At 42.4% G+C, this 22,780-nt stretch carries 20 protein-coding genes; 19 read left to right on the top strand and 1 reads right to left on the bottom strand.

Going from position 1 to position 22,780, the window contains the following annotated elements:
• Positions 1-71: 71 nt before the first annotated feature.
• The 7 genes from Q5O24_11670 (at position 72) to Q5O24_11640 (ending at position 9,555) form a co-directional block, all read left to right on the top strand.
• The gene (locus tag Q5O24_11670; GenBank protein ID WKY47013.1) at positions 72-905 is read left to right on the top strand and encodes a Cof-type HAD-IIB family hydrolase; all 834 of its coding nucleotides are present in this window, start codon (positions 72-74) and stop codon (positions 903-905) included.
• 153 nt (positions 906-1,058) lie between these two features.
• Positions 1,059-1,712 (top strand): PAS domain-containing protein, encoded by a 654-nt coding sequence (locus tag Q5O24_11665; GenBank protein WKY47012.1) that lies wholly within the window; start codon positions 1,059-1,061, stop codon positions 1,710-1,712.
• A 166-nt stretch (positions 1,713-1,878) separates the two neighbouring features.
• Positions 1,879-2,580: an isoprenyl transferase gene (locus tag Q5O24_11660; protein ID WKY47011.1), complete on the top strand. Its 702-nt coding sequence runs from the start codon at positions 1,879-1,881 to the stop codon at positions 2,578-2,580.
• Entirely contained in the window at positions 2,567-3,403 is an 837-nt protein-coding gene (locus tag Q5O24_11655) for a phosphatidate cytidylyltransferase (GenBank protein WKY47010.1), read from the top strand. Before Q5O24_11660 ends, Q5O24_11655 begins: the two co-directional genes overlap by 14 nt.
• Positions 3,404-3,410: 7 nt before the next feature.
• Positions 3,411-4,205: a site-2 protease family protein gene (locus Q5O24_11650; protein ID WKY47009.1), complete on the top strand. Its 795-nt coding sequence runs from the start codon at positions 3,411-3,413 to the stop codon at positions 4,203-4,205.
• Between the two features lie 8 nt (positions 4,206-4,213).
• Positions 4,214-5,272: a flavodoxin-dependent (E)-4-hydroxy-3-methylbut-2-enyl-diphosphate synthase gene (ispG, locus tag Q5O24_11645; protein WKY47008.1), complete on the top strand. Its 1,059-nt coding sequence runs from the start codon at positions 4,214-4,216 to the stop codon at positions 5,270-5,272.
• Between the two features lie 8 nt (positions 5,273-5,280).
• Positions 5,281-9,555: a PolC-type DNA polymerase III gene (locus tag Q5O24_11640; GenBank protein ID WKY47007.1), complete on the top strand. Its 4,275-nt coding sequence runs from the start codon at positions 5,281-5,283 to the stop codon at positions 9,553-9,555.
• A gap of 39 nt (positions 9,556-9,594) precedes the next feature.
• On the opposite strand, the gene Q5O24_11635 is transcribed toward Q5O24_11640, so the two are convergent.
• Positions 9,595-10,737 carry a 1-deoxy-D-xylulose-5-phosphate reductoisomerase gene (locus Q5O24_11635; GenBank protein WKY47006.1) on the bottom strand — a complete coding sequence of 381 codons (1,143 nt, stop codon included), beginning with the start codon at positions 10,735-10,737 and terminating at the stop codon, positions 9,595-9,597.
• Positions 10,738-11,010: 273 nt separating this feature from the next.
• On the opposite strand from Q5O24_11635, the gene Q5O24_11630 reads away from it, so the two are divergent.
• The 12 genes from Q5O24_11630 (at position 11,011) to Q5O24_11575 (ending at position 22,767) form a co-directional block, all read left to right on the top strand.
• Entirely contained in the window at positions 11,011-12,159 is a 1,149-nt protein-coding gene (locus Q5O24_11630) for an iron-containing alcohol dehydrogenase (protein WKY47005.1), read from the top strand.
• A gap of 198 nt (positions 12,160-12,357) precedes the next feature.
• On the top strand, positions 12,358-13,476 hold the full coding sequence (locus Q5O24_11625; protein WKY47004.1) for a DNA repair exonuclease: 1,119 nt from the start codon (positions 12,358-12,360) through the stop codon (positions 13,474-13,476).
• Complete coding sequence (locus Q5O24_11620) at positions 13,473-15,782, top strand: AAA family ATPase (protein ID WKY47003.1); 2,310 nt, start codon at positions 13,473-13,475, stop codon at positions 15,780-15,782. The genes Q5O24_11625 and Q5O24_11620 overlap by 4 nt, the downstream gene beginning before the upstream one ends.
• Positions 15,783-15,903: 121 nt before the next feature.
• Positions 15,904-16,254, top strand: a complete 351-nt coding sequence (locus tag Q5O24_11615) for a hypothetical protein (protein ID WKY47002.1) — start codon at positions 15,904-15,906, stop codon at positions 16,252-16,254.
• Complete coding sequence (locus Q5O24_11610) at positions 16,251-16,670, top strand: ATP-binding protein (protein ID WKY47001.1); 420 nt, start codon at positions 16,251-16,253, stop codon at positions 16,668-16,670. The genes Q5O24_11615 and Q5O24_11610 overlap by 4 nt, the downstream gene beginning before the upstream one ends.
• A gap of 23 nt (positions 16,671-16,693) precedes the next feature.
• Positions 16,694-18,058, top strand: coding sequence for a [Fe-Fe] hydrogenase large subunit C-terminal domain-containing protein (locus tag Q5O24_11605; GenBank protein ID WKY47000.1), 1,365 nt, complete (start codon positions 16,694-16,696; stop codon positions 18,056-18,058).
• A complete protein-coding gene (locus Q5O24_11600; GenBank protein WKY46999.1) occupies positions 18,045-18,377 on the top strand; it encodes an AraC family transcriptional regulator in 333 nt (110 codons plus the stop codon). Before Q5O24_11605 ends, Q5O24_11600 begins: the two co-directional genes overlap by 14 nt.
• A complete protein-coding gene (locus Q5O24_11595) occupies positions 18,377-19,114 on the top strand; it encodes a PHP domain-containing protein (GenBank protein ID WKY46998.1) in 738 nt (245 codons plus the stop codon). Before Q5O24_11600 ends, Q5O24_11595 begins: the two co-directional genes overlap by 1 nt.
• 412 nt (positions 19,115-19,526) lie before the next feature.
• The gene (gene nuoE / locus Q5O24_11590) at positions 19,527-19,997 is read left to right on the top strand and encodes an NADH-quinone oxidoreductase subunit NuoE (protein WKY46997.1); all 471 of its coding nucleotides are present in this window, start codon (positions 19,527-19,529) and stop codon (positions 19,995-19,997) included.
• Positions 19,998-19,999: 2 nt separating this feature from the next.
• The gene (locus tag Q5O24_11585) at positions 20,000-20,545 is read left to right on the top strand and encodes an ATP-binding protein (GenBank protein WKY46996.1); all 546 of its coding nucleotides are present in this window, start codon (positions 20,000-20,002) and stop codon (positions 20,543-20,545) included.
• A gap of 3 nt (positions 20,546-20,548) precedes the next feature.
• A complete protein-coding gene (locus tag Q5O24_11580) occupies positions 20,549-20,947 on the top strand; it encodes a (2Fe-2S) ferredoxin domain-containing protein (GenBank protein ID WKY46995.1) in 399 nt (132 codons plus the stop codon).
• A gap of 20 nt (positions 20,948-20,967) precedes the next feature.
• Positions 20,968-22,767: an NADH-quinone oxidoreductase subunit NuoF gene (locus Q5O24_11575; protein ID WKY46994.1), complete on the top strand. Its 1,800-nt coding sequence runs from the start codon at positions 20,968-20,970 to the stop codon at positions 22,765-22,767.
• The last annotated feature ends 13 nt before the right edge of the window (positions 22,768-22,780 follow it).

The raw sequence follows: 22,780 nt of genomic DNA, 5'->3' as shown, positions 1-22,780 counted from the left end.
TTTTTCTATGGTAAACTGGAAAAAATAATTATGAAATCGAGCTTTATTTTTTCAGAGAGAACGGAGATAAAATGAATATTAAACTAATTGCACTGGACCTGGATGGGACCACCTTAAAAAGTGACTTTAAATCCATCACAAAAAAAACGGAAGATACTTTAAAAGCAGCAATCGAACAGGGAATTCATGTTGTGCCTTCAACCGGCCGAATTCTTGGACAACTGCCAGAATCAGTGACTTCCATTCCCGGGATTAATTATGCGGTGACCTCTAATGGGGCTTCAGTTGTAAATTTAAGAACAAAAGAAGTTATCTCTTCCCAATATATTGGGGCGGGCACGATAAAAAAGATTATGCCAGTTTTAAGCAGGAAAAAGCTTTTTTGTGAGGTCTATCACAAGGGTCAGTCCTATGCTGAACATCGTTTTTTTGAATCCATCGAAGATATTAAGGAATTTCCACCAGACTTGATTGACTTTATCAAGAATAAATCCACTGCTGTTGATTCTATAGCAGAATTTACCATGGCCAATGCTGGGGAAATTGAAAAAATTAATATCCCCCTTTTAAGTGACCAGAACCACCGTCGTTTATGGCAGCGCTTTTCTCAGATCAGAGGGGTGACACTGACCCAGGCCCTTGCCAGTAATATTGAGGTAAATCACCGAGATTCCAATAAAGGCAGGGGTTTAAAGGCGCTTTGTAAGCTTCTTGAGGTTAAACAGTCAGAAGTTATGGCATTAGGTGACAGTGACAACGATATTAAAATGCTTGAGTTTGCCGGTTTGCCGGTGGCTATGGGCAATGCTTCTGACGATGTTAAAGCCGTAGCCAAAGTAGTCACTTTACGTTTCGATGAAGATGGTCTCGCTCACGCTATTGAGAAATATGCCTTAAACAAGTAGACGAGCGTTTTGAGAACAGGTCAATTATATTTGGCCTGTTTTTTCGTTGAAAAGTTATCAGTGGGATTTCTTGTAAAGCATTAACTGATGTGCTAGACTAACAGTTAGTAAATGATTAGCGTGAAGTCCTAGTAAAGATCGGGAGATAAAAAGATGAACAAAAAATTGGAAGTTTATGTTTCGCTGGTTGATTTTCTGGCGGAATTTATGGGCGAAAATACAGAAGTTGTTCTACATGATATGACCGATTGGCATCATTCTGTAGTTGCAATCAGAAATGGCTATATCAGTGGGAGAACCGTTGGAGATCCGATCACTGAAGTTTCGTTGCGGATACTAAAAAGTCAGATTCATCTAAAAAAAGATTTTATCTGGAATGATCCGGTTAAATTAAAGAAAAAAGAGACCATCCGCTCAGGTACCTGGTTTATAAAGGATGATGATGAGTCTTTGATCGGGATGCTTTGTATTAACACAGATGACGAAGAACTGATAAAAGTAAGAGATATCCTAAATCGGATGGTCAAAAAAAATATTGAAGCCAAGCCGGAAGTAGAAACAGAAAAATTCAGTGTCGATGCCAAAGAGATGGTTGATAAACATCTTACCCATCTAATGCCAAAGTGGCCGGTAAAAGTCAAGATGATGAAGAAAAAGGAAAAAGTTGCTCTGGTAAAAAGTTTAGACGAGATGGGAACTTTTTCGGTAAAAGGAAGCATCTGGTACCTGGCCAACCTCTTAAATGTATCGATTCCGACCTTATATCGTTATATTGCCGAAGCCAAGGATTTGGAAGACCGAGAGTAAATAATCATCCAAAGAGCTGCTTCTAAAATCTGATTTTCTTAAAGACCGGTTTGCTGATTTTACAAATTGCTGAAAATGACATATAATAGAAGAAACATTTTTTACATCTACTAAACCGGTTGACAAAAAGCTTATCTCTAAGACGGTTAGCGAAGAAAGGTGAATCATGACCATAGATAGACAGAACCTGCCTGAACACGTGGCCATTATAATGGATGGCAACGGCAGATGGGCAAAACAACGGAATCGTCCGCGACTGTTTGGACACAATGCGGGCATGAAGACCTTAAAAAAAATTGTTCGTGCTTCCTCGGATTTTGGGATTAAAATTCTGACAGTTTATGCTTTTTCAACAGAAAATTGGAAACGCAGCGATGAAGAAGTCAGCGGTCTGATGAAAATTGCCGTTGATTACTTTAACAATGAAGTAAAAGAATTGCACGAAAACAATGTCAAAGTTAACGTGATCGGTAATTTAAATAGATTGAGTCCCAAGGTTTTAAAAGCCGCCGAAGGTGCGATGAGCCTGACTAAGAATAATACCGGGCTGATCTTTAATGTGGCCCTAAATTATGGTGGACGGGATGAGATCCTTTCAGCGGTTAAAACAATTGTTGCTGAAGGAATTGCTGCTGAAGATGTGACGGAAAGTCTTATCTCAGAAAAACTGTATACCGCCGGGATGCCTGATCCGGATCTGGTTTTACGGACTTCAGGTGAAAAGCGGGTGAGTAACTTTATGCTTTGGCAGATGGCTTACTCTGAATTTTTCTTTATCGATACACTGTGGCCGGATTTTGATGAAGATGCCTATGCTGACCTGATTATTGCTTATCAGAAAAGGAACAGACGATATGGCGCGACGTAAAAAAAAGGATAACTCTTCACTGCGAACCCGGGTCATTACCTCGGTCGTCGGTTTACCGATACTGATTGGAATTTTGGCACTTGGCGGGGTATGGCTGGTGATTGGTGTGATGGTGCTGACTTTTATCGGTACCATGGAGTTTACTTCAGCCATTAATCATCTGATTATTCCTAAAATTTCTTATATTTTTATGATGATTCTGTCATTCCTGATGGTCATCACGATCAAGCTTGATTATAATTTTGGCTTGCCCATGCTTTTAATCTGCTTTATTTCTCTTTTCTGCTATGAAATTGCCACAGGTAAGCTGGGAATCCAAAGAGCCGGTTCCATGCTTTTAGGAATTGTTTATGTTCCGGTCATGTTTTCGCATTTGTTTTTGTTTGAAACCATCAGTCGCGGTGTCTACTATTTGTGGCTGATTTTTGTCATCGCTTTTGTAACTGACACAGCAGCTTATTTTGTCGGTCGCTTTTTGGGTAACCGTAAACTGGCACCTAAAATCAGCCCTAAAAAAACAGTAGCCGGAAGTGTTGGAGGCATATTATTTGCGGCTCTTGCAGCAATGGCCTATGGGAATATTTTAAGAACATATTTTGATTTTGATTTGGCCTGGTACTGGTATATTGGTATTGGCGTATTAGGCTCAATTGCCGGTCAATGTGGAGATCTTACTGCATCGATGATTAAAAGGAAGGCCCAAATCAAAGATTTCAGTCAGGTTCTGCCGGGTCACGGCGGAGTCCTTGATCGTTTTGACAGTATTATATTTATCATTCCAATTATTTATATTTTCGCCCGATTAACCTTCGGGATGTCTTAGGAGAAAAATGAACCCGATAACCATACTTGTAACATTAATAATTTTAAGCGTATTAGTGGTGAGCCACGAATTTGGCCACTTTATTGCTGCCCGCAAAACGGGGGTCTTTGTCGAAGAATTTGCGATCGGCATGGGCCCTAAATTGTTTTCCAGACAAGGTAAAGAGACCCTTTTTTCGATTCGGCTTTTTCCCATTGGCGGTTTTTGTAAAATGCGGGGTGAAGAGCCGGAACTGGATGAGGATGGCAACTATCTGCCCGAGGATCCTGAAAAACCTGTCGATGAAAAAAGTTTTGAAGCTAAAACAAACGCACAGAAGCTATTAATTCTGGTAGCTGGTTCGGCCATGAATATTATTTTTGCCTGGGTCTGTCTGCTGGTTTTAGCAATCCTGGTAGGTAACACCAACCCTCTGGACATTCTGCAGCTGGCTTTTATAAATACGGCCCGCTTTGCCGGGATCATCTTTCAATCATTTGCCATGTTGCTTTCTGGCCAGGCTGGACTCAATGATGTAGCTGGTCCAATCGGAATGGTATCGATGGTTGATACTTTTATTAATACCGGATTTGTCAGTCTGCTGGCTTTTACCGCGCTGATTTCTGTTAATCTTGGTGTTATCAATATGATGCCTCTGCCTGCCCTGGATGGTGGCAGGGTTTTTATCATTCTAATTGAAATGATAACCCGCAGAAAATTTTCACCGGAGGTAGAAGGTCGAATCAATTTTGTTGGCTTTGTTTTCTTAATGGGGCTGGCTCTGGTGATTGCCTTTAATGATATTATGCGTTTAAGTGCCTAGGAGAAGCTATGAGAAGAAAGACCAGACCGGTTAAAATTGGTAATCGATACATTGGCGGTGAACATCCAATCTCCATTCAGTCGATGACCAATACCGATACCCGGGATGTAAAAAAAACAGTTGACCAGATTCACCGACTGGAAGAGGCTGGCTGTGACCTGGTGCGTTTAGCTGTACCTGATGAGACGGCAGCTCTGGCGATTGGTCAAATAAAAAAAAATATTAATATTCCACTGGTTGCCGATATTCATTTTGATCATCAGCTGGCGCTTTTGTCGATGGCTCAGGGTATTGATAAGCTTCGGATCAATCCCGGCAATATCGGTGACAAAAATAAGGTCAGAGAAATCGTGGCAATGGCGAAAGACAGGGGCATCCCCATCCGGATTGGGGTTAATGCCGGATCTTTAGATAAAGAATTGTTAGAGGAAAGTGGCGGCCATCCTACGCCAGGCCTAATGGTTGAATCGGCAAGACGCCATATTGAAATTCTAGAGGAACTGAATTTCTCGGATATTGTGGTGTCATTAAAAGCTTCGGATGTCCGGCTTTCCATCGATTCCTATCGCGCTTTTTCGAAAGAATATGATTATCCCCTGCATTTGGGGATTACTGAAGCCGGTCTCCTGCGGACATCAGCAGTTAAATCAGCGATTGGACTGGGTAATCTGTTGCTCGACGGAATTGGTGATACCCTTCGCGTATCGGTTACCGGCGATCCGGTGACAGAAATCGCTGTAGGCCGTGATATTCTTTCGGCGATTGGTCTTTATCAGGGGCAAAAGGCTGGTGTTTCCCTGATTGCCTGTCCAACTTGCGGACGAACAGAAATTGATCTGATTGGGATTGCCGGGGAGGTCGATTGTGCGCTGCAGAAAATTGACAAAAAGCTGACGGTAGCGGTCATGGGATGCATTGTCAACGGACCTGGTGAAGCCAAAGAAGCAGATATTGGAATTGCCGGTGGTAAAAATAAAGCGGTGCTTTTTAAAAAGGGACAAATTTTAAAAACCGTCGCAGAAAATCAGATTATCACAGCATTACTTGAAGAAATAAATAAAATGTGAGGCATGTTTTGAGTATACAAAAAAAGCAGGCGCATTATCAAAAAATTATACAAACCCACGAACTTCAGGCTGAGCATATAAAAATCAATTCCACACAGGGGGAATTGATTTTTAAATTTCAGACGCTCAAAAAAGAAGTGGATATGGAGGCGGTTAAAAGCCAGCTGATTGATGTTTTTGATTATGCCAGTAGTCTGAAAATAGAAATTAATCATAAAATTTATGAATCGGCTCAGGAGCTGATTAAAGATGAGAAGGCAAGTATCAGCGAAAAGCTGTCGGGTATAAATTTAAAAATTGCTTCCGTTATCCTTGTTAATACCCTGTCAGCAGAAGGAGATACTTTCTACTTAAAAGCCCGGTCCACCGATGAGATAGACACTGAAACCTGGGAAATTTTCAAAGGCCGTTTCAGACGTATTATTCTGGAAGATTATGGTCTTAATGCTCAGTTGCAAATCCAGTTCATGGATCATCAGGCAGTTCGGGAGAAAAGCCGTGAAGATCTTAATAAAAAACTGTCAGCAATTAATCCGGATGCGGTCTCGGCACCAGCACCAGCCAAGAGCGGTAAAAAGTCGGGGAAAAATTCAGAACCAATCAGAGCTGAAAAACCTGGAGATGTGATCCTCGGAAAAGTGGTCAGGAATCTGCCGACATTTTTAAAAGATGTCGATTTCTCTTTAGGCGGCGAATCAGAAGGTGAAAACATTGTTGTAACCGGAACGGTTTTTGGGGTCGATATCCGGGAATTAAAAAGCGGAAAAACATTATTAAGCTTTAATATTACCGATAATACCGGATCGATTACCGCCAAAATATTTACCGAGTCGGAGGATCTTTGTCAGCATATTAAAAAGGGCATGGTTTTAACGGTCGAAGGCAGGCTTAAATATGACGAGTTTGCTTCAGAACTTATGCTTTTTCCGCGAAATATAGTCCTTTCATCAAAAACTAAAAAGCGTGATGATGCACCAGTGAAACGAGTTGAGCTCCATATGCACAGTCAGTTCAGTGCCATGGATGCAGTCAGCAAAGTGGAAAATATAATGGAGCAGGCAGTAAACTATGGTCATGATATGATTGGGATCACCGATCATGGTGTCCTTCAGGCCTATCCGGAAATGATGTCTCTGGGTCGAAAAAATAAGATTAAAGTTCTCTATGGGGTTGAAGGCTACCTGGTTGACGACCAGATGGAGTTGATAGTTGGCCCCCAAAACCAGGATTTTTCCGGTGAGTTTGTTTTCTTTGATCTGGAAACAACGGGTTTCATCCCCGGCAATCATCGGATTATCGAGATAGCAGCGGTTAGAATCAGAAACGGCCAGATTGTTGATCAGTTTAATACCCTTGTTAACCCCCATTGTGAGATACCGCCGGAGATTACTGAGTTAACAGGCATTACCAGTCAGATGGCTGAAGGTGGAATGGAAGAAGTTCAGGCGATAAATGAATTTTTCGATTTTATCGGGGAGGCTGTTCTGGTTGCCCATAATGCAGCTTTTGATATGAGCTTTATCGAAAAAGCCATGGAAGTGCATGATATCAGGCGCGAGAATACTTGGATTGATACGTTGGCTATGGCCCGTTGTTTGCTGACCCAAATTGCCAGACATAACCTTAAAAAATTGACCTCGTTTTTCAAGATTGAACTAAATAATCACCACCGGGCCCTGGATGATGCCATGGCTTCCGCACGGGTATTTTTAAAGCTCCTGGAACTGGCAGAGAAAAAGGGCTGTGAAACGATACAGGATCTGTCGTCTTTATCACAGCGGGATCGAAACATTAAGATCAACTACCCTTACCATGTCATTATCTATGCTAAAAATCAGCAGGGAATCAAAGACCTTTATAAAATTGTTTCGGAATCCCACCTGAATTATTTTCACAAAAAGCCGCGAATTCCCCGTTCCTTACTGGTGGAAAACAGAGCGAATCTGTTAATCGGATCGGCTTGTGAAGCGGGAGAACTCTATAAAGCTTTTATCAGCAATAAACCCAGACAGGAGATTGTCAGGATAGCTTCTTTTTATGATTATCTGGAAATTCAGCCGCTGGGAAACAATCAGTTTCTGATTGAAAACAATAGTGTACCTGATCAGGAAGGCTTAAAAAGAATCAACCGCGAGATCATTGAACTGGGAAAAGAGATGAATAAACTGGTAGTTGCCACCGGCGATGTCCATTTTGTCAGCCTGGAAGACAGCCTGTATCGGGAAATTTTATTTACCGGTCAGGGCTATAAAGATGCTAAAAGCCAGCCCCCGCTTTATTACCGGACGACTCAGGAAATGCTCGATGAGTTTTCTTATCTCGATCCGGAAACAGCTAAAGAAGTGGTAATTGATAATACCCGAAAAATCGGGGAGATGATGGAAGACGTCCTGCCTATTCCTGATGGAACCTTTACACCGGTAATGGAAGGTTCGGATGATGAAATCAGAAATATGGTGGTGGACCGTGCTCACCAGATGTTTGGCGATCCGCTTCCTGATAATGTGGAAAAAAGGATGAACCGGGAACTGGATTCGATCATCGGAAACGGTTATTCGGTATTGTATCTGATTGCCCAGAAACTGGTAGCTCATTCCATGGAGGATGGCTATCTGGTTGGATCGCGAGGATCGGTTGGGTCATCTTTTGTAGCGACACTCTGTGGAATTACCGAGGTTAACCCCTTGGCACCCCATTATCGGTGCCCGGACTGTCAGCACTCGGAATTTTTTGAATCCAATGATGTGGGCGTCGGTCCTGACCTGGCTGATGCGAATTGTCCGAAATGCGGTGCAGCAATGATTAAAGACGGCTTTGATATTCCCTTTGAAACTTTCCTTGGTTTTGAAGGTGACAAGGAGCCTGATATCGATCTGAACTTCTCTGGCGAAAATCAGGCTGAAGCCCATCGTTATACCGAAGTGCTGTTCGGCAAGGGAAAAGTATTCCGGGCCGGGACAATTTCGACTATCGCTGATAAAACGGCCTTTGGTTTTGTTAAAAATTATTATGATGAGGAAGAAAAAAAGGTCACCAGAGCAGAAATTGATCGGGTTGTCGGCTGCTGCGCCGGAGTTAAAAAAACCACCGGTCAGCATCCCGGGGGAATTATGGTTGTTCCTTCATATAAGGATATTTATGATTTCTGTCCGGTCCAAAGGCCAGCTGACGATCCCGACAGTGACACCATCACCACCCATTTTGCCTATGAATCGATTAGTGGCCGGCTTTTAAAACTGGATATTCTGGGCCATGATGATCCTACCATGCTGCGGATGCTTAAGGACTTTACAGGTGTTGATCCGGTTAAGATTCCTCTCGATGATGAGAAAACCATGAGTCTTTTTACTTCAACAAAGGCCTTGAATTTTACGGATAACGATTTTGAATCGCCGCTTGGGGTTTGCGGGATTCCAGAATTTGGAACCTCGTTTGTTCGAGAGATGCTTTTGGATACAAAACCAACAGCATTTTCTGATTTAATCCGAATTTCTGGTCTTTCTCATGGAACTGATGTTTGGCTTAATAACGCCCAGGATCTGATCCGTGATAAAAAAGCGACCATTAAGGAAGCCATCTGTACCCGTGATGATATTATGCTGTTTTTAATATACATGGGCCTGGAAGCCAAGCAGTCATTTACAATCATGGAAGCAGTGCGAAAAGGTAAGGGCCTGAAACCTGAATGGGAAGATGCCATGCGGGAAAACAAGGTGCCGGAGTGGTATATCGATTCCTGTAAAAAAATTAAATATATGTTCCCGAAAGCCCATGCGGCTGCTTATGTTACCATGGCCTTTAGAATTGCCTGGTATAAGGTTTATTATCCGCTGGCTTATTATGCTACTTATTTTACAGTCAGGGCAACGGAATTTGATGCGGGTGTGATTGCCCAAGGAAAGGCAGCTGTTGTAGCCAGAATGAAAGAAATAAAAGCCCTGGGAAATAAGGCCTCAAATAAAGAAAAGGGCCTACTGACTTCACTGGAACTGGCCCATGAAATGATGTGTCGGGGCTTCTCCTTCAAAAATGTGGATGTATATGCTTCCCATTTCTCAGAGTTTAGAATTGTTGACAACAGCCTTTTACCGCCTTTAAACGCATTGGAAGGAATTGGTGACAAGGCTGCCAGCCGAATTTTTGAAGAAGCCCAGATAAGGCCCTACATGTCCTGTGAAGACTTGCAGAATCGGACAAAGATCAGTAAATCCAATATCGAAACTTTAACAAAACAGGGATGCTTGAACCAGCTGCCCCAGTCTAATCAGATTTCATTTTTATAAGCAAAAAACAGTCGATAAAATCATCGACTGTTTTTCTTTTTACAGATGTCGGGCTACATCACGGGCCCAGGCATCAGATTCCAGGATATCGGAAAGACCGGGGTCGGCAATCAGCTGGTGAGCATCCATGACGGCTTCGTTTATGCGCGGAATATCCAAAAAACCGATTTGACGGTTTAGGAATCGCTCAACGGCTATTTCGTTGGCGGCGTTTAAGACGCAGCTAGAGGAGCCGCCCAGCTTTAAGGCATCAAAGGCCAGGCCCAAGCAGGGGAAGCGTTTTATATCGGGATCTTCAAAAGTCAGAGTTGACGCTTTTTTAAAATCCAGAGGAGTCCGGTTGTTGGAAACTCGATCGGGATAGAAGAAAGCGTATTGAATAGGCAGTGCCATATCAGGCATTCCCATCTGAGCGATTGTGGAGTGGTCGACAAATTCCACCATTGAGTGAATAATGCTCTGGGGATGAACGATCACATCAATCTGGGGGAGTTCCAGATCAAACAGCCACTTTGCTTCGATGACTTCCAGACCTTTATTCATCAGTGAGGCTGAGTCAATTGTGATTTTTTGACCCATAGCCCAATTGGGATGCTTAAGGGCCTGCTCCAGGGTGACGCTTTTTAATTCATCGGCATTTTTATTACGGAATGGGCCGCCGGATGCAGTGATAATGATTCGTTTTATGGCTTCCTTCGGATTTCCCCGCAGACATTGAAAAATGGCCGAATGCTCGCTGTCGACAGGTAAAATCGAGACATCTTTGTCAGCAGCGGCTTTCATCACCAGTTTACCGGCAGCAACCAGGGTTTCCTTGTTGGCCAGGGCTATATCAATACCTTCACTAATTGCCGCCAGAGTAGGTTTTAAACCAATCATACCAGACACTGCAGTTAATAACAGGTCACAGCCTGGCAGGGTGGAAACGGCTATCAGACCGTCAATACCGCTTAAAACTTCAACATTTTTATGGGAAAGTCGTTTTTTTAGGGTTAAAGCCGCATCTGGATCCATGACACAAACAACTTTTGGGTGAAAGGTATTAATCTGCTCTTCCAGCAAATCGATATTTTTATTGGTGGACAAGCCAATAACTTTTATTTCCTCTGGATATTCGGCGGCAACTGTCAGAGACTGAGTACCGATAGATCCAGTGGAGCCGATAATTGATATTTTTTTCATGCTTACCTCTTTCACATTACAATTCAATTAAGACCAGCTTCTGATTGCGTTTTCAGTCAATCATTTTAATTATAACCGTCAAATCTTAAATTTCTGTCAAAGAAAGAGATGACTACCAATAATTATTTTGAGAGGGTAATAAATTACGGTTTCTGTGTAAATTAATTCAATAATGTATCCCAAACCATAAAAAATTTCCATTCTATCTGCTAAATGTTTGGCATATAATCGTGTAAACGAATAAAATCATAACAAATTCTGGAGGTTATTTTAATGGGTAGAACATATTATTTCCCACCGATTGTTATCATGGGACCGGGAGCTGTAGAACTGATTGTTCCCGAAATTATGAAAATGAATGTCAAAAAAGCATTAATTGTGACAGACAAAGTTTTAATGGAAGCTGGAGTCGTTGAAGAAGTGACTAAGGTTTTGGATGAAGCGAAAATTGCCTATGCTATCTTCTCTGATGTTAAACCAAATCCTACTGTTAAAAATGTAAATGATGGATACCAGGCGCTGCAGGATAATGAATGTGACTTTGTTATCAGTATTGGTGGCGGGTCTCCTCAGGATACCGGTAAAGGGGTTGCAATTCTGGCCACTAATCCGGGTGATTTAAGAGATTACGAAGGTGTGGGTAAAACCGCTAATAAATCAATTCCGATTGTAGCGATTAATACAACCGCCGGAACTGCCAGCGAAGCAACGATTAACTATGTTATTACCGATGAAGAACGAAAAGTAAAAATGGTTATTGTCGATCCTAACTCGATTGCAACTGTTGCCGTTAATGATCCGATTCTGATGCTTAAAATGCCAAAATCTTTAACTGCAGCAACCGGTATGGACGCCCTGACCCATGCAGTAGAAGGCTATACAACAGCTGGTGCTTCAGCTTTTACTGACCTGTTTAACCTGGAAGCCATCAAAGTTATTTCTAAGAGCCTTAGAGCTGCAGTTGAAGACGGAGATGATCTGGATGCCCGTGATGAAATGGCTTATGGTCAGTTTGTAACTGGTATGGGCTTCTCTAATGGGGGCTTGGGCATCGTTCACTCCATGGCTCATCAGCTGGGTGGTTTCTATGACCTGCCTCATGGTGTGGCAAATGCAGTACTTCTTCCTCATGTTGTAGCGTATAATGCTGATTCTGTTGGTGATCGACTTAAAGATATCGCTGTTGCGATGGGACTTGACATTAGCCGTCGTGAACCAAAAGAAATCAATATTATGACAATTGATGCCATTAAAAAGCTGTCTAAAGATGTTGGAATTCCTTCTGGTCTGCAGGAACTGGGTGTCAAAGAAGAAGACTTCCCAACTTTAGCTGATCTGGCTCTTGCCGATGCCTGTACTCCTGGAAATCCCAAATGCCCTTCAAAAGAAGACATTATTGCTATTTATAAGGCTGCTTTCTAAGAAATTAAATACTCAACACCTCGACGGTAGCAACCGGCGAGGTGTTTTTTTCTTTATATAGCTTCATTTTTAGCCCTGATAATGGTACAATAAAGCGTATCTTTATAAAACAGAAGTCATGTGTAAGCGACTTATTTCGGAAACGGAATTGATTTCCGGTAGTGACAATCTGTAAATTTGAAAACTGGAGGCAAGTGGATGCTTAAGAGTTTTATACATACTGGAGATTTTCATCTCGGGCGCCCCTTTACCTTTTTACAGCAGGGCAATTATTATGGAAAGTCCAAGCGTAAAGAGTTGTGGAAGGCCTTTGATCATATGATTGCCTATGCAAAAGAAAAAGAGATTGAACTGGTGCTGATTGCCGGAGATCTTTTCGATTCAGTCAATGTGCTGACAATGGATATTAAACGGGTGGCCGAAAGTTTTAAAAGTCTTGATAAGGCCTGGGTGATTATTGTTACTGGAAATCACGATTACAATGGGGAAGATTCTCCTTATAAAAAGGTGGAGTGGCCCCGAAATGTTTATATTTTCAATGAAGACCGGTTTCGGTCTGTTTATATACAGGAATTAAATACTGAAGTTTATGGTTTTTCATGGGTGGAGAACGAATACCGGGAATTTCCTGAACTTTCTTTTGATCGTTTGCGTCTCAATGAGGGTCGATATAATATTCTTTTGATGCACGGAGAAGTGGCTTCAAAGAGTTCTTACCTGCCCATTAACCTTAAAAAAATTGAAGAAAAAGGCTTTCATGCCATTTGTCTCGGGCATATTCACAAGCCGGGAATTACTTCCGGCGGCGTAGCCTATTGCGGCTCGCCGGTTCCTCTAGATTTTGGGGAGACTGGGGACCATGGCTTCTTATCGGCGCGGGTGGAAGTGGATTATGAGAAGCAGCTGTTTCTCACCAAGAACCGCTTTAATCCCATTCATTCCAGATGTTATGAGTCACTGGAGATTTCAGTTACTCCCGAAGATTCCTACTCGGATATTCTCGATAAAGCAACAACCTGTGACTCCCGGGATAATCGGATGAACAATTATTACCGGCTTAAGCTGACCGGACTCATTGATCCGGAAATCCATTTGGATTGGATTGAAGATGATCTGGAGGATTCCTTTTATTATGTCGAAACAGATCTTTCGAGTTTAGAAACTGATATTGATATCGAGAAGCTGATTGATGAAAATAAAGACAATCCTGTGGGAAGCTTTCTGTTGGAACTTCAGGAGATTCAGGACGAAGAACTGCGAAAACGGGCCATCCTTTACTCTATTGAAGCGATGCTTAAAGAGGGGGTGCTTAAATGAAAATAAAAGCGCTTAGAATCAAAGCTTTTGGGAAATTTAAAGATCGCACTTTGTCGCTAAAACCAGGCTTAAATATCGTCTATGGTGAGAATGAAGCTGGTAAAACGACCATGCAGGCCTTTATTCAGGGGATGTTCTTTGGCTTTTTCAAACCCTACCGAAAGAAAAAGACCTATAGCGATGATTATGAAAAATATATGCCCTGGGCCCAGTTTGACTACAGTGGCTCCTTAGTATACGAATTAGATGGTGAAGAACTGCGTCTGGAGCGAAATTTCCTGCGTGGCAAGGATAGCCTGACAATCTTTGATAATGCAACTGGCAGCGAACTGACAAAAAAATTCGCATACGATGGCGTAATCAGACAACATTTGCCTTTGGGAAATCTGGGAATAACACCGGGGATTTACAATCAGACCGTGAATCTGAAGCAGACCGGTTATGACTTTGATCCGGCTTCAAGTGAAGAAATCAGAGATTCTTACTTGGAATTCTTAAATGCTGGAAACTTCGATTTAAATCTCAGCAAGGTTGCTAAAAATCTGGAAGATCGTAAAAAAAGTGTCGGTCGTGCTGGTCAGTCTAAATCAAAAATCGGTCTCTTGATGAGAAAGAGAGAGGAACTCAGAGAGACTTTAAAAGAAGCCCAGGAAGCTTATCAGAGAGTGGCAGATAATCAGGAGAAAATTACCAGACTGTCCAAGCGGCTTAAAAAAGTGGAAACAGAAAATAATTATTTGATTCAGGAAACAGAAGTCCGAAACAAACGCGATTTATTAAAATCTTATGAGAAAATCACCGAACTGGAAAAAGAAAATCTGGCAATCACAGAACGTTTGGAGATTTTGGGAGATAAAGAAAGCTATAATCAGGAAACCCTTGAAAATTTAAGAACCACCCAAGGTCAGATTGACCGCCTGGAAGATCAGATCCAATACATCCAGAAAGAAATTGATGACCTGACTGAACAGTTAAAAGCATTGCGAACGCGGGTAGAAGCAAAAGAACAGGTCCTGGAAGGCAACAACTGGGAAATGATTCACGCCGATTACGAAGTTTTTGGAGAGGAAAAAACGGGCAAAGAGGATGCGATTCAGAAAAAAAATGTTTTGATCAGTACAGCTTCTATCGTTGTAACTTTTCTAGGCCTTTTAGTGATTTGGCTTAATGTGATGGGTTTTACACCGATTGATGGTTTGGATCAGACTGCGGCCCTGCTTATCGGATCGGTGCTGATGATTGTTGGTGTAGGTGGTTCGATCTTTGGGATTATTTCGGCCTTTCAAATCCGCAGAAGCCGTTATGAGATTCAGCTGACCATGGATCAGGAAGAGATATTAAAAAAATACGATTTTTCCAATGGACAGGAATTCGAAGACTTTTTTAAAAAAGCCAGTCGTGCCCAGCGGGAACTGGAACAATTGTTCAACGAAAAGGAACTGCTTTCTGTCCAATTGGGGCGTCATCAGACCGGTTTTGAAATACTGTTTGAACAAAGTCGAGGAATAAAAAGAGAACTGGAGAAAAAATTTGAGCTAAACGGCGTTGATTCAGTTGAGGCCTATGCTGAAAACTGCGTGATTGCTCGGGAAATCAAAGAGTTAAAAGAAAATTTCATGGATAACAAAGATCAGATAGAGAGTTTGCGTGAATCTGTGACAGAAAGCGAAGAACAGCGGATTTCTAATACCTGGAATAAGACCAATCCCAAAGCAGATGAGCTGTTAATGATCGGGAAGGAAATAGCACGGCTGGAAGGTGAAAATGCAGCCCTGACCGAAGGAGTGGATCTGCCGGTGGAAATAGCAGAAACCATAGAATCCCTGGAAGCGCAAATTTCATCATATAACAGAGAAATTGCAGCCTGCGACGCGGCTCTTAAGGTTATGGCCCGGATGCAAAAAGAAACACATCGGGAATCAGCACCGGAACTCAATGATTCGATTGGTGATGTGTTGGAGACCCTGACCGGCCGCTATAAGGGAGTTAAAATCGATGAAGCCATGCAGGTTAAAGTGGTTGATCCGTCTGGCGGTGATTTTAAAGAAGCTGACCAGCTCAGCGCCGGGACCATGGATCAGGTTCATTTTGCCTTTCGTTATGGGATGGGTAATATGATTACCCGGGACATGCCTTTTATCCTGGACGAACCCTTTGTCCGCTATGATGAAAATCGAAAAACTCAGGCTCTTAAACTGCTTTCTGATTTATCAAAAGATAAGCAGATCATTTTGTTTACCTGCGGTAGTGATGAGGATAGAATCCTCGAATCTCTGGGGCGAAAATACCACCGGATCGAATTGTAATCTGGACCGACCAAAACGACCATGGGCTTTGCCCTGGTCGTTAAAAAAGTAACCCTTTACATTTCCGGAGATTGGAGTTAGACTTAAGTGGTTCATTTGAGAACAGGTAAAAAGGAGTATTATGAAACTCAAAGAAATTAAGGATTTATTAAATGCCGTTGTACTCACGGGTGAGGATCACCTGGAGGATGAGGTTTTTTGCGGTTTTGGTAGCGATCTGATGAGTGACGTGCTTTGTTATGCCAATGATGATGCAATTCTTTTAACTGGCCTGATTAACAGACAGGTTTTAAACACAGCGGAGATGGCCAATATGCGTTGCGTAGTTTTTGTCAGAAACAAAAGACCGTCAGAGGACCTGATCGCTTTGGCGATGGAAATGGATATGCTGGTGATGACGACCCGGATGATCCTTTTTGAATGCTGTGGAGTCCTCTATCAGCATGGCCTTTCCGGAGCTAATAAAAGATGAGTTATGAATTGAAATTTGAAGTAATGCGGGGCGATTTCGAATCGGCCGGCCAGGCTTCCCGAAAAATTAAAAAAACCCTGCAACAGTTGGGGATCAATAATAAGACAATTCGAAAAGTGTCGATAGCCGGCTATGAAGGTGAGATGAATCTGGCCATTCATTCCGATGGCGGGACCATTTGTTTAACGGTTTTAGAGGGTGAACTGCTCTTGATTATTGAAGATAACGGTCCCGGGATTCCAGATATTTCCCTTGCTATGCAGGAAGGCTACTCTACGGCTGGTGATGAAGCTCGGGAAATGGGATTTGGGGCCGGGATGGGGCTTCCCAATATGCGTAATAATTCTGACGCCTTCGAGATCACATCTGAGCCAGGTGTGGGCACTCGAATTGAAATGCATTTTAAAACTACATAGATTAAAGAAATAGAGGATGAGGAATGGAAAAGCTTTTGCATTCCGTTTACCTCGACTCGGATAAATGTTTGGGGTGTACAACCTGTTTGAGGAATTGTCCCACCGGAGCCATCCGAGTTCGGGACGGAAAAGCGATTATAATTGAATCAAAGTGTATCGATTGTGGAGAGTGTATTCGGGTATGTCCCCACCACGCAAAATTGGCAAAAACTGACCCGCTGGCAAAAATTTCCCAATTCAAATACAAGGTAGCCATTCCGGCGCCTTCGATTTTGGGACAGTTTAAACCCAAATATTCTATTGTTGAAGTGCTTTCGGCGATTAAAGCTCTGGGCTTTGACGAAGTGGTGGAAGTCGCTTATGGTGCTGAAGTAGTGGGACGGGCACTCAAATATGAGTTTCATGCCAAACGTTATCCAAAACCACTTATATCATCGGCCTGTCCGGCAGTAGTTAAACTGATTCAGGTTCGGTTTCCTGAACTGACTGATAATATCTGTCGTTTAAAATCTCCAATGGCTCTGACGGCAAGGCTGGTGAGAAAACGACTGAGGGATCAGAAAGGCTTTAAAAACGGGGAAGTGGGTGTGTTTTTTATTACACCCTGCGCAGCCAAGGCGACGATGGTCAATAATCCTGCTTCCAGTGAATATGATTCTTATGGACATATCGATGGAGCTATTGCCATGAAAGATATTTTTGCCGATCTCCATAAGCAACTGGGCCACTGCCAACTGGATGAAGGGATTGTCAATTCTACTGCCGAAGGGTTTTCCTGGGCCTTGAGTGGCGGGGAGAGCAAATACCTGAAAAATAAAAATATTCTCCATGTCGATGGGATTCAAAATGTTATCAATGTGTTGGAGGAAATTGAATGTGGAAAACTGGAGTCAATTGAGTTTTTCGAAGGCCTGGCCTGTATCGGCGGTTGTGTGGGTGGCTGCTTAACCGTTGAAAACAATTATGTGGCAAAAATGTACATGGAAGAGCGGGTTAAGCAATTAAGTGAAACTTCTATCGTACATATGTCAGAGGAGTATGTTAAGGAAATCTATAATTCGGGGATGATGCATATTAAGGAGCGAATTCTCCCGCGCAGTCCCGAACCCTTGGATCACGACATCAATAAAGCCATCGAAAAAATGAAAAAGATCGAAGAGATCGAAGAACGGCTGCCACGGTTGGACTGTGGGTCCTGCGGGGCACCGGGCTGCCGGGCCCTGGCTGAAGATATTGTCATCGGCAAGGCCCGGGAAATAGATTGTGTCTTTGTTTTGAAAGACCGGTTGCTGGAACTTTCGCAGCTGACCAATGAGTTGTTGCAGTTGGCCCAACCAACCGGAAAGAATAATGAGGAAAAGGGAGAAGCTAAGAATGAAAGTAAGTGACTTGTGTAAAAAGAGTGAATTCACCTGCCTGAATCCGGAAGTTGGTTTGGAAGGCGAAATTAAAGAAGGCTATACCGGAGATCTTTTAAGCTGGGTGATGGCGAATGCCAAAGCCAGCTCAGCCTGGGTGACTATTCAAACCCATGTCAATATTGTAGCGGTGGCAACCTTATTGGAAATGGCTTGTATTATAATCCCGGAAGGTGCAGAAATTGAGGATTCTGCATTGGAACGGGCTATCCTGGAGGATGTGCCGATCGTAACAACTGAATTAAATGCCTATGAGGTCTGTCGGGTTCTGGCGAAAGCCGGCATCTAATGGAAAAGATTGCCGTCGATCTTCATATTCATTCCTGTCTCTCGCCTTGTGGCGAGGAGGAGATGACACCAAATAATATTGTCAATATGGCAATTCTAAAAGAACTGGACTATATTGCAGTGACTGATCACAATTCAGCAAAGAATCTACCGGCGGTGGCTGAAGTGATTGAAGTGCTTAATCAGGGGATTTGTCTGTTGCCCGGGATTGAAGTAACGACCAAAGAGGAAGCCCATGTATTAGCTTATTTCAAGAACGTTTCTGATGCACTGGAGTTTGGAGACTTGCTTTACAGCCACCTGCCGGACATTAAGAATGATAAAGCTATCTTTGGGCCCCAACTGATTTTGGACAATAACGATCAGGTGATCGGGGAAGTAGACAAACTGTTGATTTCAGCGACTGATTTAGGGATTGATGAACTTTATGATTTGGTTTCCGGTTTTGGCGGAGTTATTGTACCGGCCCATATCGATCGAAAATCTTACAGTATTGTAGCATCTCTTGGCTTTGTTCCGCCTGAGTTACCAATTAAGACGCTGGAAGTTTCCAGACACAGCGAAATTGAAACTGTGAAAAAAAGTTTTCGCTTTTTTAAACCCTATCAGTTTATTAAAGCCTCAGATGCTCACCAGCTGATGGATATCGCTGAAAGGGAGTTTTTTATTGAACTGCCTGACCTGCAGCGGGAAACCTTGATTTCTTTTCTGGGAGAAAATGACAGCAGACAAATCTGAAACGATACTTTCAACTGATTAAAATAGCTATAGACTTAAAACTGCGTATTGATTCAAGTGCATTGAAACTCAAATGGCAGTTTTTTAATTGCAAAAAATTGGTTATTTTTTTGATTTGAAAGATTTTAGAATTTGTGGTAAAATTGACAAATAATTAACAAAAAATAAAGAGAAGGAACCGGGTTTGCTAGGGGCAAAAAAGTTTCTGTTTTTATCAGGTCTGTCTTTATGAGAAAAAAAATTGATATAATTCATAAAAAATGCCCCCAAATTATTAAATATTTGTGCAAAACCGGTAAAAATTTATCTGATATTTATATAACAGAGGCAAGACCGCTATGCTATAATCGAGTATACAAAAAGTGTAATTGCAATCGTAAAGGTTTGCATAAATTTTGAGGAGGTTATTGAATTGGCTGATTATGTACCAGTTGAAAACTTGGATGTGGTGAAAGAAATCGTCGCGGCGCAGAAAGATGTACCGGGATGTCTGATGGGAATCCTGCAGGAAACCCAGGAAAAGTATGGTTATTTACCACTGGAACTTCAGAGCACCATTGCTGATGAACTAAAGATTCCATTAACAGAGGTCTACGGAGTAGCAACTTTTTACTCTCAGTTCACCTTAAAACCAAAAGGAAAATACAAAATTGGGGTTTGCCTGGGAACGGCCTGCTATGTCCGTGGTTCACAGGATATTCTGGATAAGGTCAATGGCCAGTTGGGGATTAACACTGGTGATACTACCGAAGACGGTAAATTTTCAGTGGATGCAACTCGCTGTGTAGGTGCTTGTGGTCTGGCTCCGGTTATGATGATTAATGAAGAAGTTTACGGCCGTCTGGTTGCAAACGACGTGGCTGATATATTGGCAAAATATTAATTATGAAAGAACTTTCGCTTCATTTGCTGGATATCACACAAAATTCTGTTCGAGCTCAGGCCAGCCTGATTAAATTAACAATCAACGAAGCCGTAAAAAAAAATCTTCTTTCAATGGAAATAGAAGATAACGGAAAAGGGATTCCCAGTGACAGGCTGGCAGTTATTACCGATCCTTTTGTTACCAGCAGAACCACCAGACGGGTGGGACTGGGGCTTTCGATGTTTGAAGCAGCGGCAAAACAATGCGGAGGAGAATTTGAGATCCAGTCACGGGAAGGCTTGGGAACTACGGTTTCAGCCAGCTTTATCTACGATCATATTGATCGTGTACCCCTGGGGAATATGGCGGATACCATTGTGACCATGGTGATGTCATTTGGAGCGGCAGATCTGTTATACCAACATATTTATAATGAAAATATTTTCGTTTTTGACACTCGGGAAATAAGAGCTGCGCTAGAAGTAGTGAGCCTTAATGAGATTGAAATTCTTGAGTGGATTAGGGAAAATGTGGCTGAAGGCCTGGAAGAAATAATGGAGGGATAAAAAATGGCAAAGTCATTAGCTGAATTAAAAGAAATTCGCGAAAAAAAATTCAATGAAATGAATTTAAGAAAAGGTAAAGAGGGTTATCGTGTGGTTGTTGGGATGGCAACTTGCGGAATTGCTGCCGGAGCGCGACCAGTAATGGTTAAACTGATGGAAGAAGTAGCAGAAAAAAATTTAACAGATGTAACTGTTGCTCAAACAGGTTGTATTGGTTCATGTCGTCTTGAGCCAATGGTAGAAGTGTATAATGCTGAGGGTGAAAAAGTTACTTATATAAAAATGACACCGGAAAAAGTCAGCCGTATTGTAGATGAACACCTGACAAACGGAAAAGTTGTTGAAGAATACACCATGACGGTAGTAGACGGCAAAATCATTGAACCCACTAAGAAAGCTTAGTAGAGGAGGAGAAAAGCAATATGGCATATAAACGTTCTCAGATACTGATCTGCGGGGGTACTGGGTGTACTTCGTCAGGATCCCAGGTATTGGCACAGGAATTAAGAAAAGAACTGGTTAAACATGACATTCTGGAAGAAATTGAAATTATTATTACAGGATGTTTTGGATTATGTGAGCTGGGCCCAGTGGTTATTGTTTATCCCGAAGGTACTTTTTATAGTCGGGTTGAAACCAGCGACATTCCGGAAATGGTCGAAGAACACCTAGTTAAGGGACGTCCTTTAGAAAGACTGATCTATTCTGAAAAAGGTGACGGACAGCACCCGTTATCAATTAATGAACTGGGCTTTTTCAAAAAACAGAAAAGAATCGCCCTGGCTAACTGTGGTGTTATTAACCCCGAAGATATTGATGAATACATTGCTTTTAATGGATATATGGCTCTGGAAAAAGTATTGGGTTCTATGAGTCCTCAAGATGTAATCGATGAGATTAAAGCTTCCGGACTCCGAGGCCGTGGCGGCGGTGGATTCCCAACTGGTTTAAAATGGCAGTTCGCCCATGACGCAGTCTCCGAAGACGGTGTTAAATTTGTAGCCTGTAATGCCGACGAGGGTGACCCGGGTGCATTTATGGACCGTTCTGTCTTAGAAGGAGATCCTAATGCTCTAATCGAAGCGATGGCCATTGCCGGATACGCTGTAGGAGCGGAAAAAGGCTATGTTTATGTTCGTGCGGAATATCCGATTGCCGTTGATCGTCTGCAAATTGCTATTGATCAGGCTAAAGACTACGGAATCCTGGGGAACAATATTTTTGATTCAAACTTCTCTTTCGATTTAGAAATTCGATTGGGTGCCGGTGCCTTCGTTTGTGGTGAAGAAACTGCTTTAATGAATTCTGTTGAAGGTAAACGAGGTGAACCACGTCCACGTCCGCCATTCCCTGCTAATAAAGGTTTATTTGGCCGACCAACCGTTTTAAACAATGTTGAAACCTATGCTAATATACCAGCTATCATTTTAAATGGGTCAGAATGGTTTGCTTCAGTTGGTACTGAAAAATCAAAAGGAACCAAAGTATTTGCCTTAGGTGGTAAGATCAATAATACCGGTCTTCTGGAAATCCCAATGGGAACAACCCTGCGTGAGATTATTTTTGAAATCGGTGGCGGAATTCCAAATGGAAAAGAGTTTAAAGCGGCTCAAACCGGTGGTCCTTCGGGCGGATGTATTCCAGCAGATCTTTTAGACACACCAATTGATTATGATAACCTGATTGCAATTGGCTCTATGATGGGTTCCGGTGGTCTGATCGTAATGGATGAAGACAACTGTATGGTCGATGTAGCCCGCTTCTTCTTAGACTTTACTCAGGACGAATCATGTGGTAAATGTCCGCCATGTCGTATCGGAACCAAGAGAATGCTGGAGATTCTTGAACGAATCTGCGATGGTAAAGGTGAAGAAGGCGATATTGAACGGCTTGAAGAACTGGCTGTGGGGATCAAGTCATCTGCCCTTTGCGGTCTGGGACAAACAGCACCTAACCCGGTACTTTCTACCATCAAATTCTTTAGAGACGAATATGAAGCCCATATCCGTGATAAAAAATGTCCGGCTGGCGTTTGTAAACACCTGCTTGACTTTACCATTGTGCCAGAAACCTGTAAAGGCTGTGGCATCTGTGCGAAAAAATGTCCTGTTTCTGCTATCAGCGGCGAAAAGAAAAAACCGTATACCATCGATACAGAGGCTTGTATTAAGTGTGGTGCCTGTATTGAAGCCTGTCCATTTGGCGCAGTAATAAAGGCATAAGAGGGGGTTTTAA

The organism is Eubacteriaceae bacterium ES3 (assembly GCA_030586155.1).
Classification (GTDB): Bacteria; Bacillota; Clostridia; order Eubacteriales; family Eubacteriaceae; genus Acetobacterium.
Note: the sequence above shows the minus strand (reverse complement) of the source record. Positions and strands in the feature narration are given on the sequence as shown.

Coding starts and splice junctions, on each gene's coding strand:
- Q5O24_11670 (WKY47013.1), top strand. CDS start 72: ATGAATATTAAACTAATTGCACTGGACCTGGATGGGACCACCTTAAAA.
- Q5O24_11665 (WKY47012.1), top strand. CDS start 1,059: ATGAACAAAAAATTGGAAGTTTATGTTTCGCTGGTTGATTTTCTGGCG.
- Q5O24_11660 (WKY47011.1), top strand. CDS start 1,879: ATGACCATAGATAGACAGAACCTGCCTGAACACGTGGCCATTATAATG.
- Q5O24_11655 (WKY47010.1), top strand. CDS start 2,567: ATGGCGCGACGTAAAAAAAAGGATAACTCTTCACTGCGAACCCGGGTC.
- Q5O24_11650 (WKY47009.1), top strand. CDS start 3,411: ATGAACCCGATAACCATACTTGTAACATTAATAATTTTAAGCGTATTA.
- ispG (WKY47008.1), top strand. CDS start 4,214: ATGAGAAGAAAGACCAGACCGGTTAAAATTGGTAATCGATACATTGGC.
- Q5O24_11635 (WKY47006.1), bottom strand. CDS start 10,737: ATGAAAAAAATATCAATTATCGGCTCCACTGGATCTATCGGTACTCAG.
- Q5O24_11630 (WKY47005.1), top strand. CDS start 11,011: ATGGGTAGAACATATTATTTCCCACCGATTGTTATCATGGGACCGGGA.
- Q5O24_11625 (WKY47004.1), top strand. CDS start 12,358: ATGCTTAAGAGTTTTATACATACTGGAGATTTTCATCTCGGGCGCCCC.
- Q5O24_11620 (WKY47003.1), top strand. CDS start 13,473: ATGAAAATAAAAGCGCTTAGAATCAAAGCTTTTGGGAAATTTAAAGAT.
- Q5O24_11615 (WKY47002.1), top strand. CDS start 15,904: ATGAAACTCAAAGAAATTAAGGATTTATTAAATGCCGTTGTACTCACG.
- Q5O24_11610 (WKY47001.1), top strand. CDS start 16,251: ATGAGTTATGAATTGAAATTTGAAGTAATGCGGGGCGATTTCGAATCG.
- Q5O24_11605 (WKY47000.1), top strand. CDS start 16,694: ATGGAAAAGCTTTTGCATTCCGTTTACCTCGACTCGGATAAATGTTTG.
- Q5O24_11600 (WKY46999.1), top strand. CDS start 18,045: ATGAAAGTAAGTGACTTGTGTAAAAAGAGTGAATTCACCTGCCTGAAT.
- Q5O24_11595 (WKY46998.1), top strand. CDS start 18,377: ATGGAAAAGATTGCCGTCGATCTTCATATTCATTCCTGTCTCTCGCCT.
- Q5O24_11585 (WKY46996.1), top strand. CDS start 20,000: ATGAAAGAACTTTCGCTTCATTTGCTGGATATCACACAAAATTCTGTT.
- Q5O24_11580 (WKY46995.1), top strand. CDS start 20,549: ATGGCAAAGTCATTAGCTGAATTAAAAGAAATTCGCGAAAAAAAATTC.
- Q5O24_11575 (WKY46994.1), top strand. CDS start 20,968: ATGGCATATAAACGTTCTCAGATACTGATCTGCGGGGGTACTGGGTGT.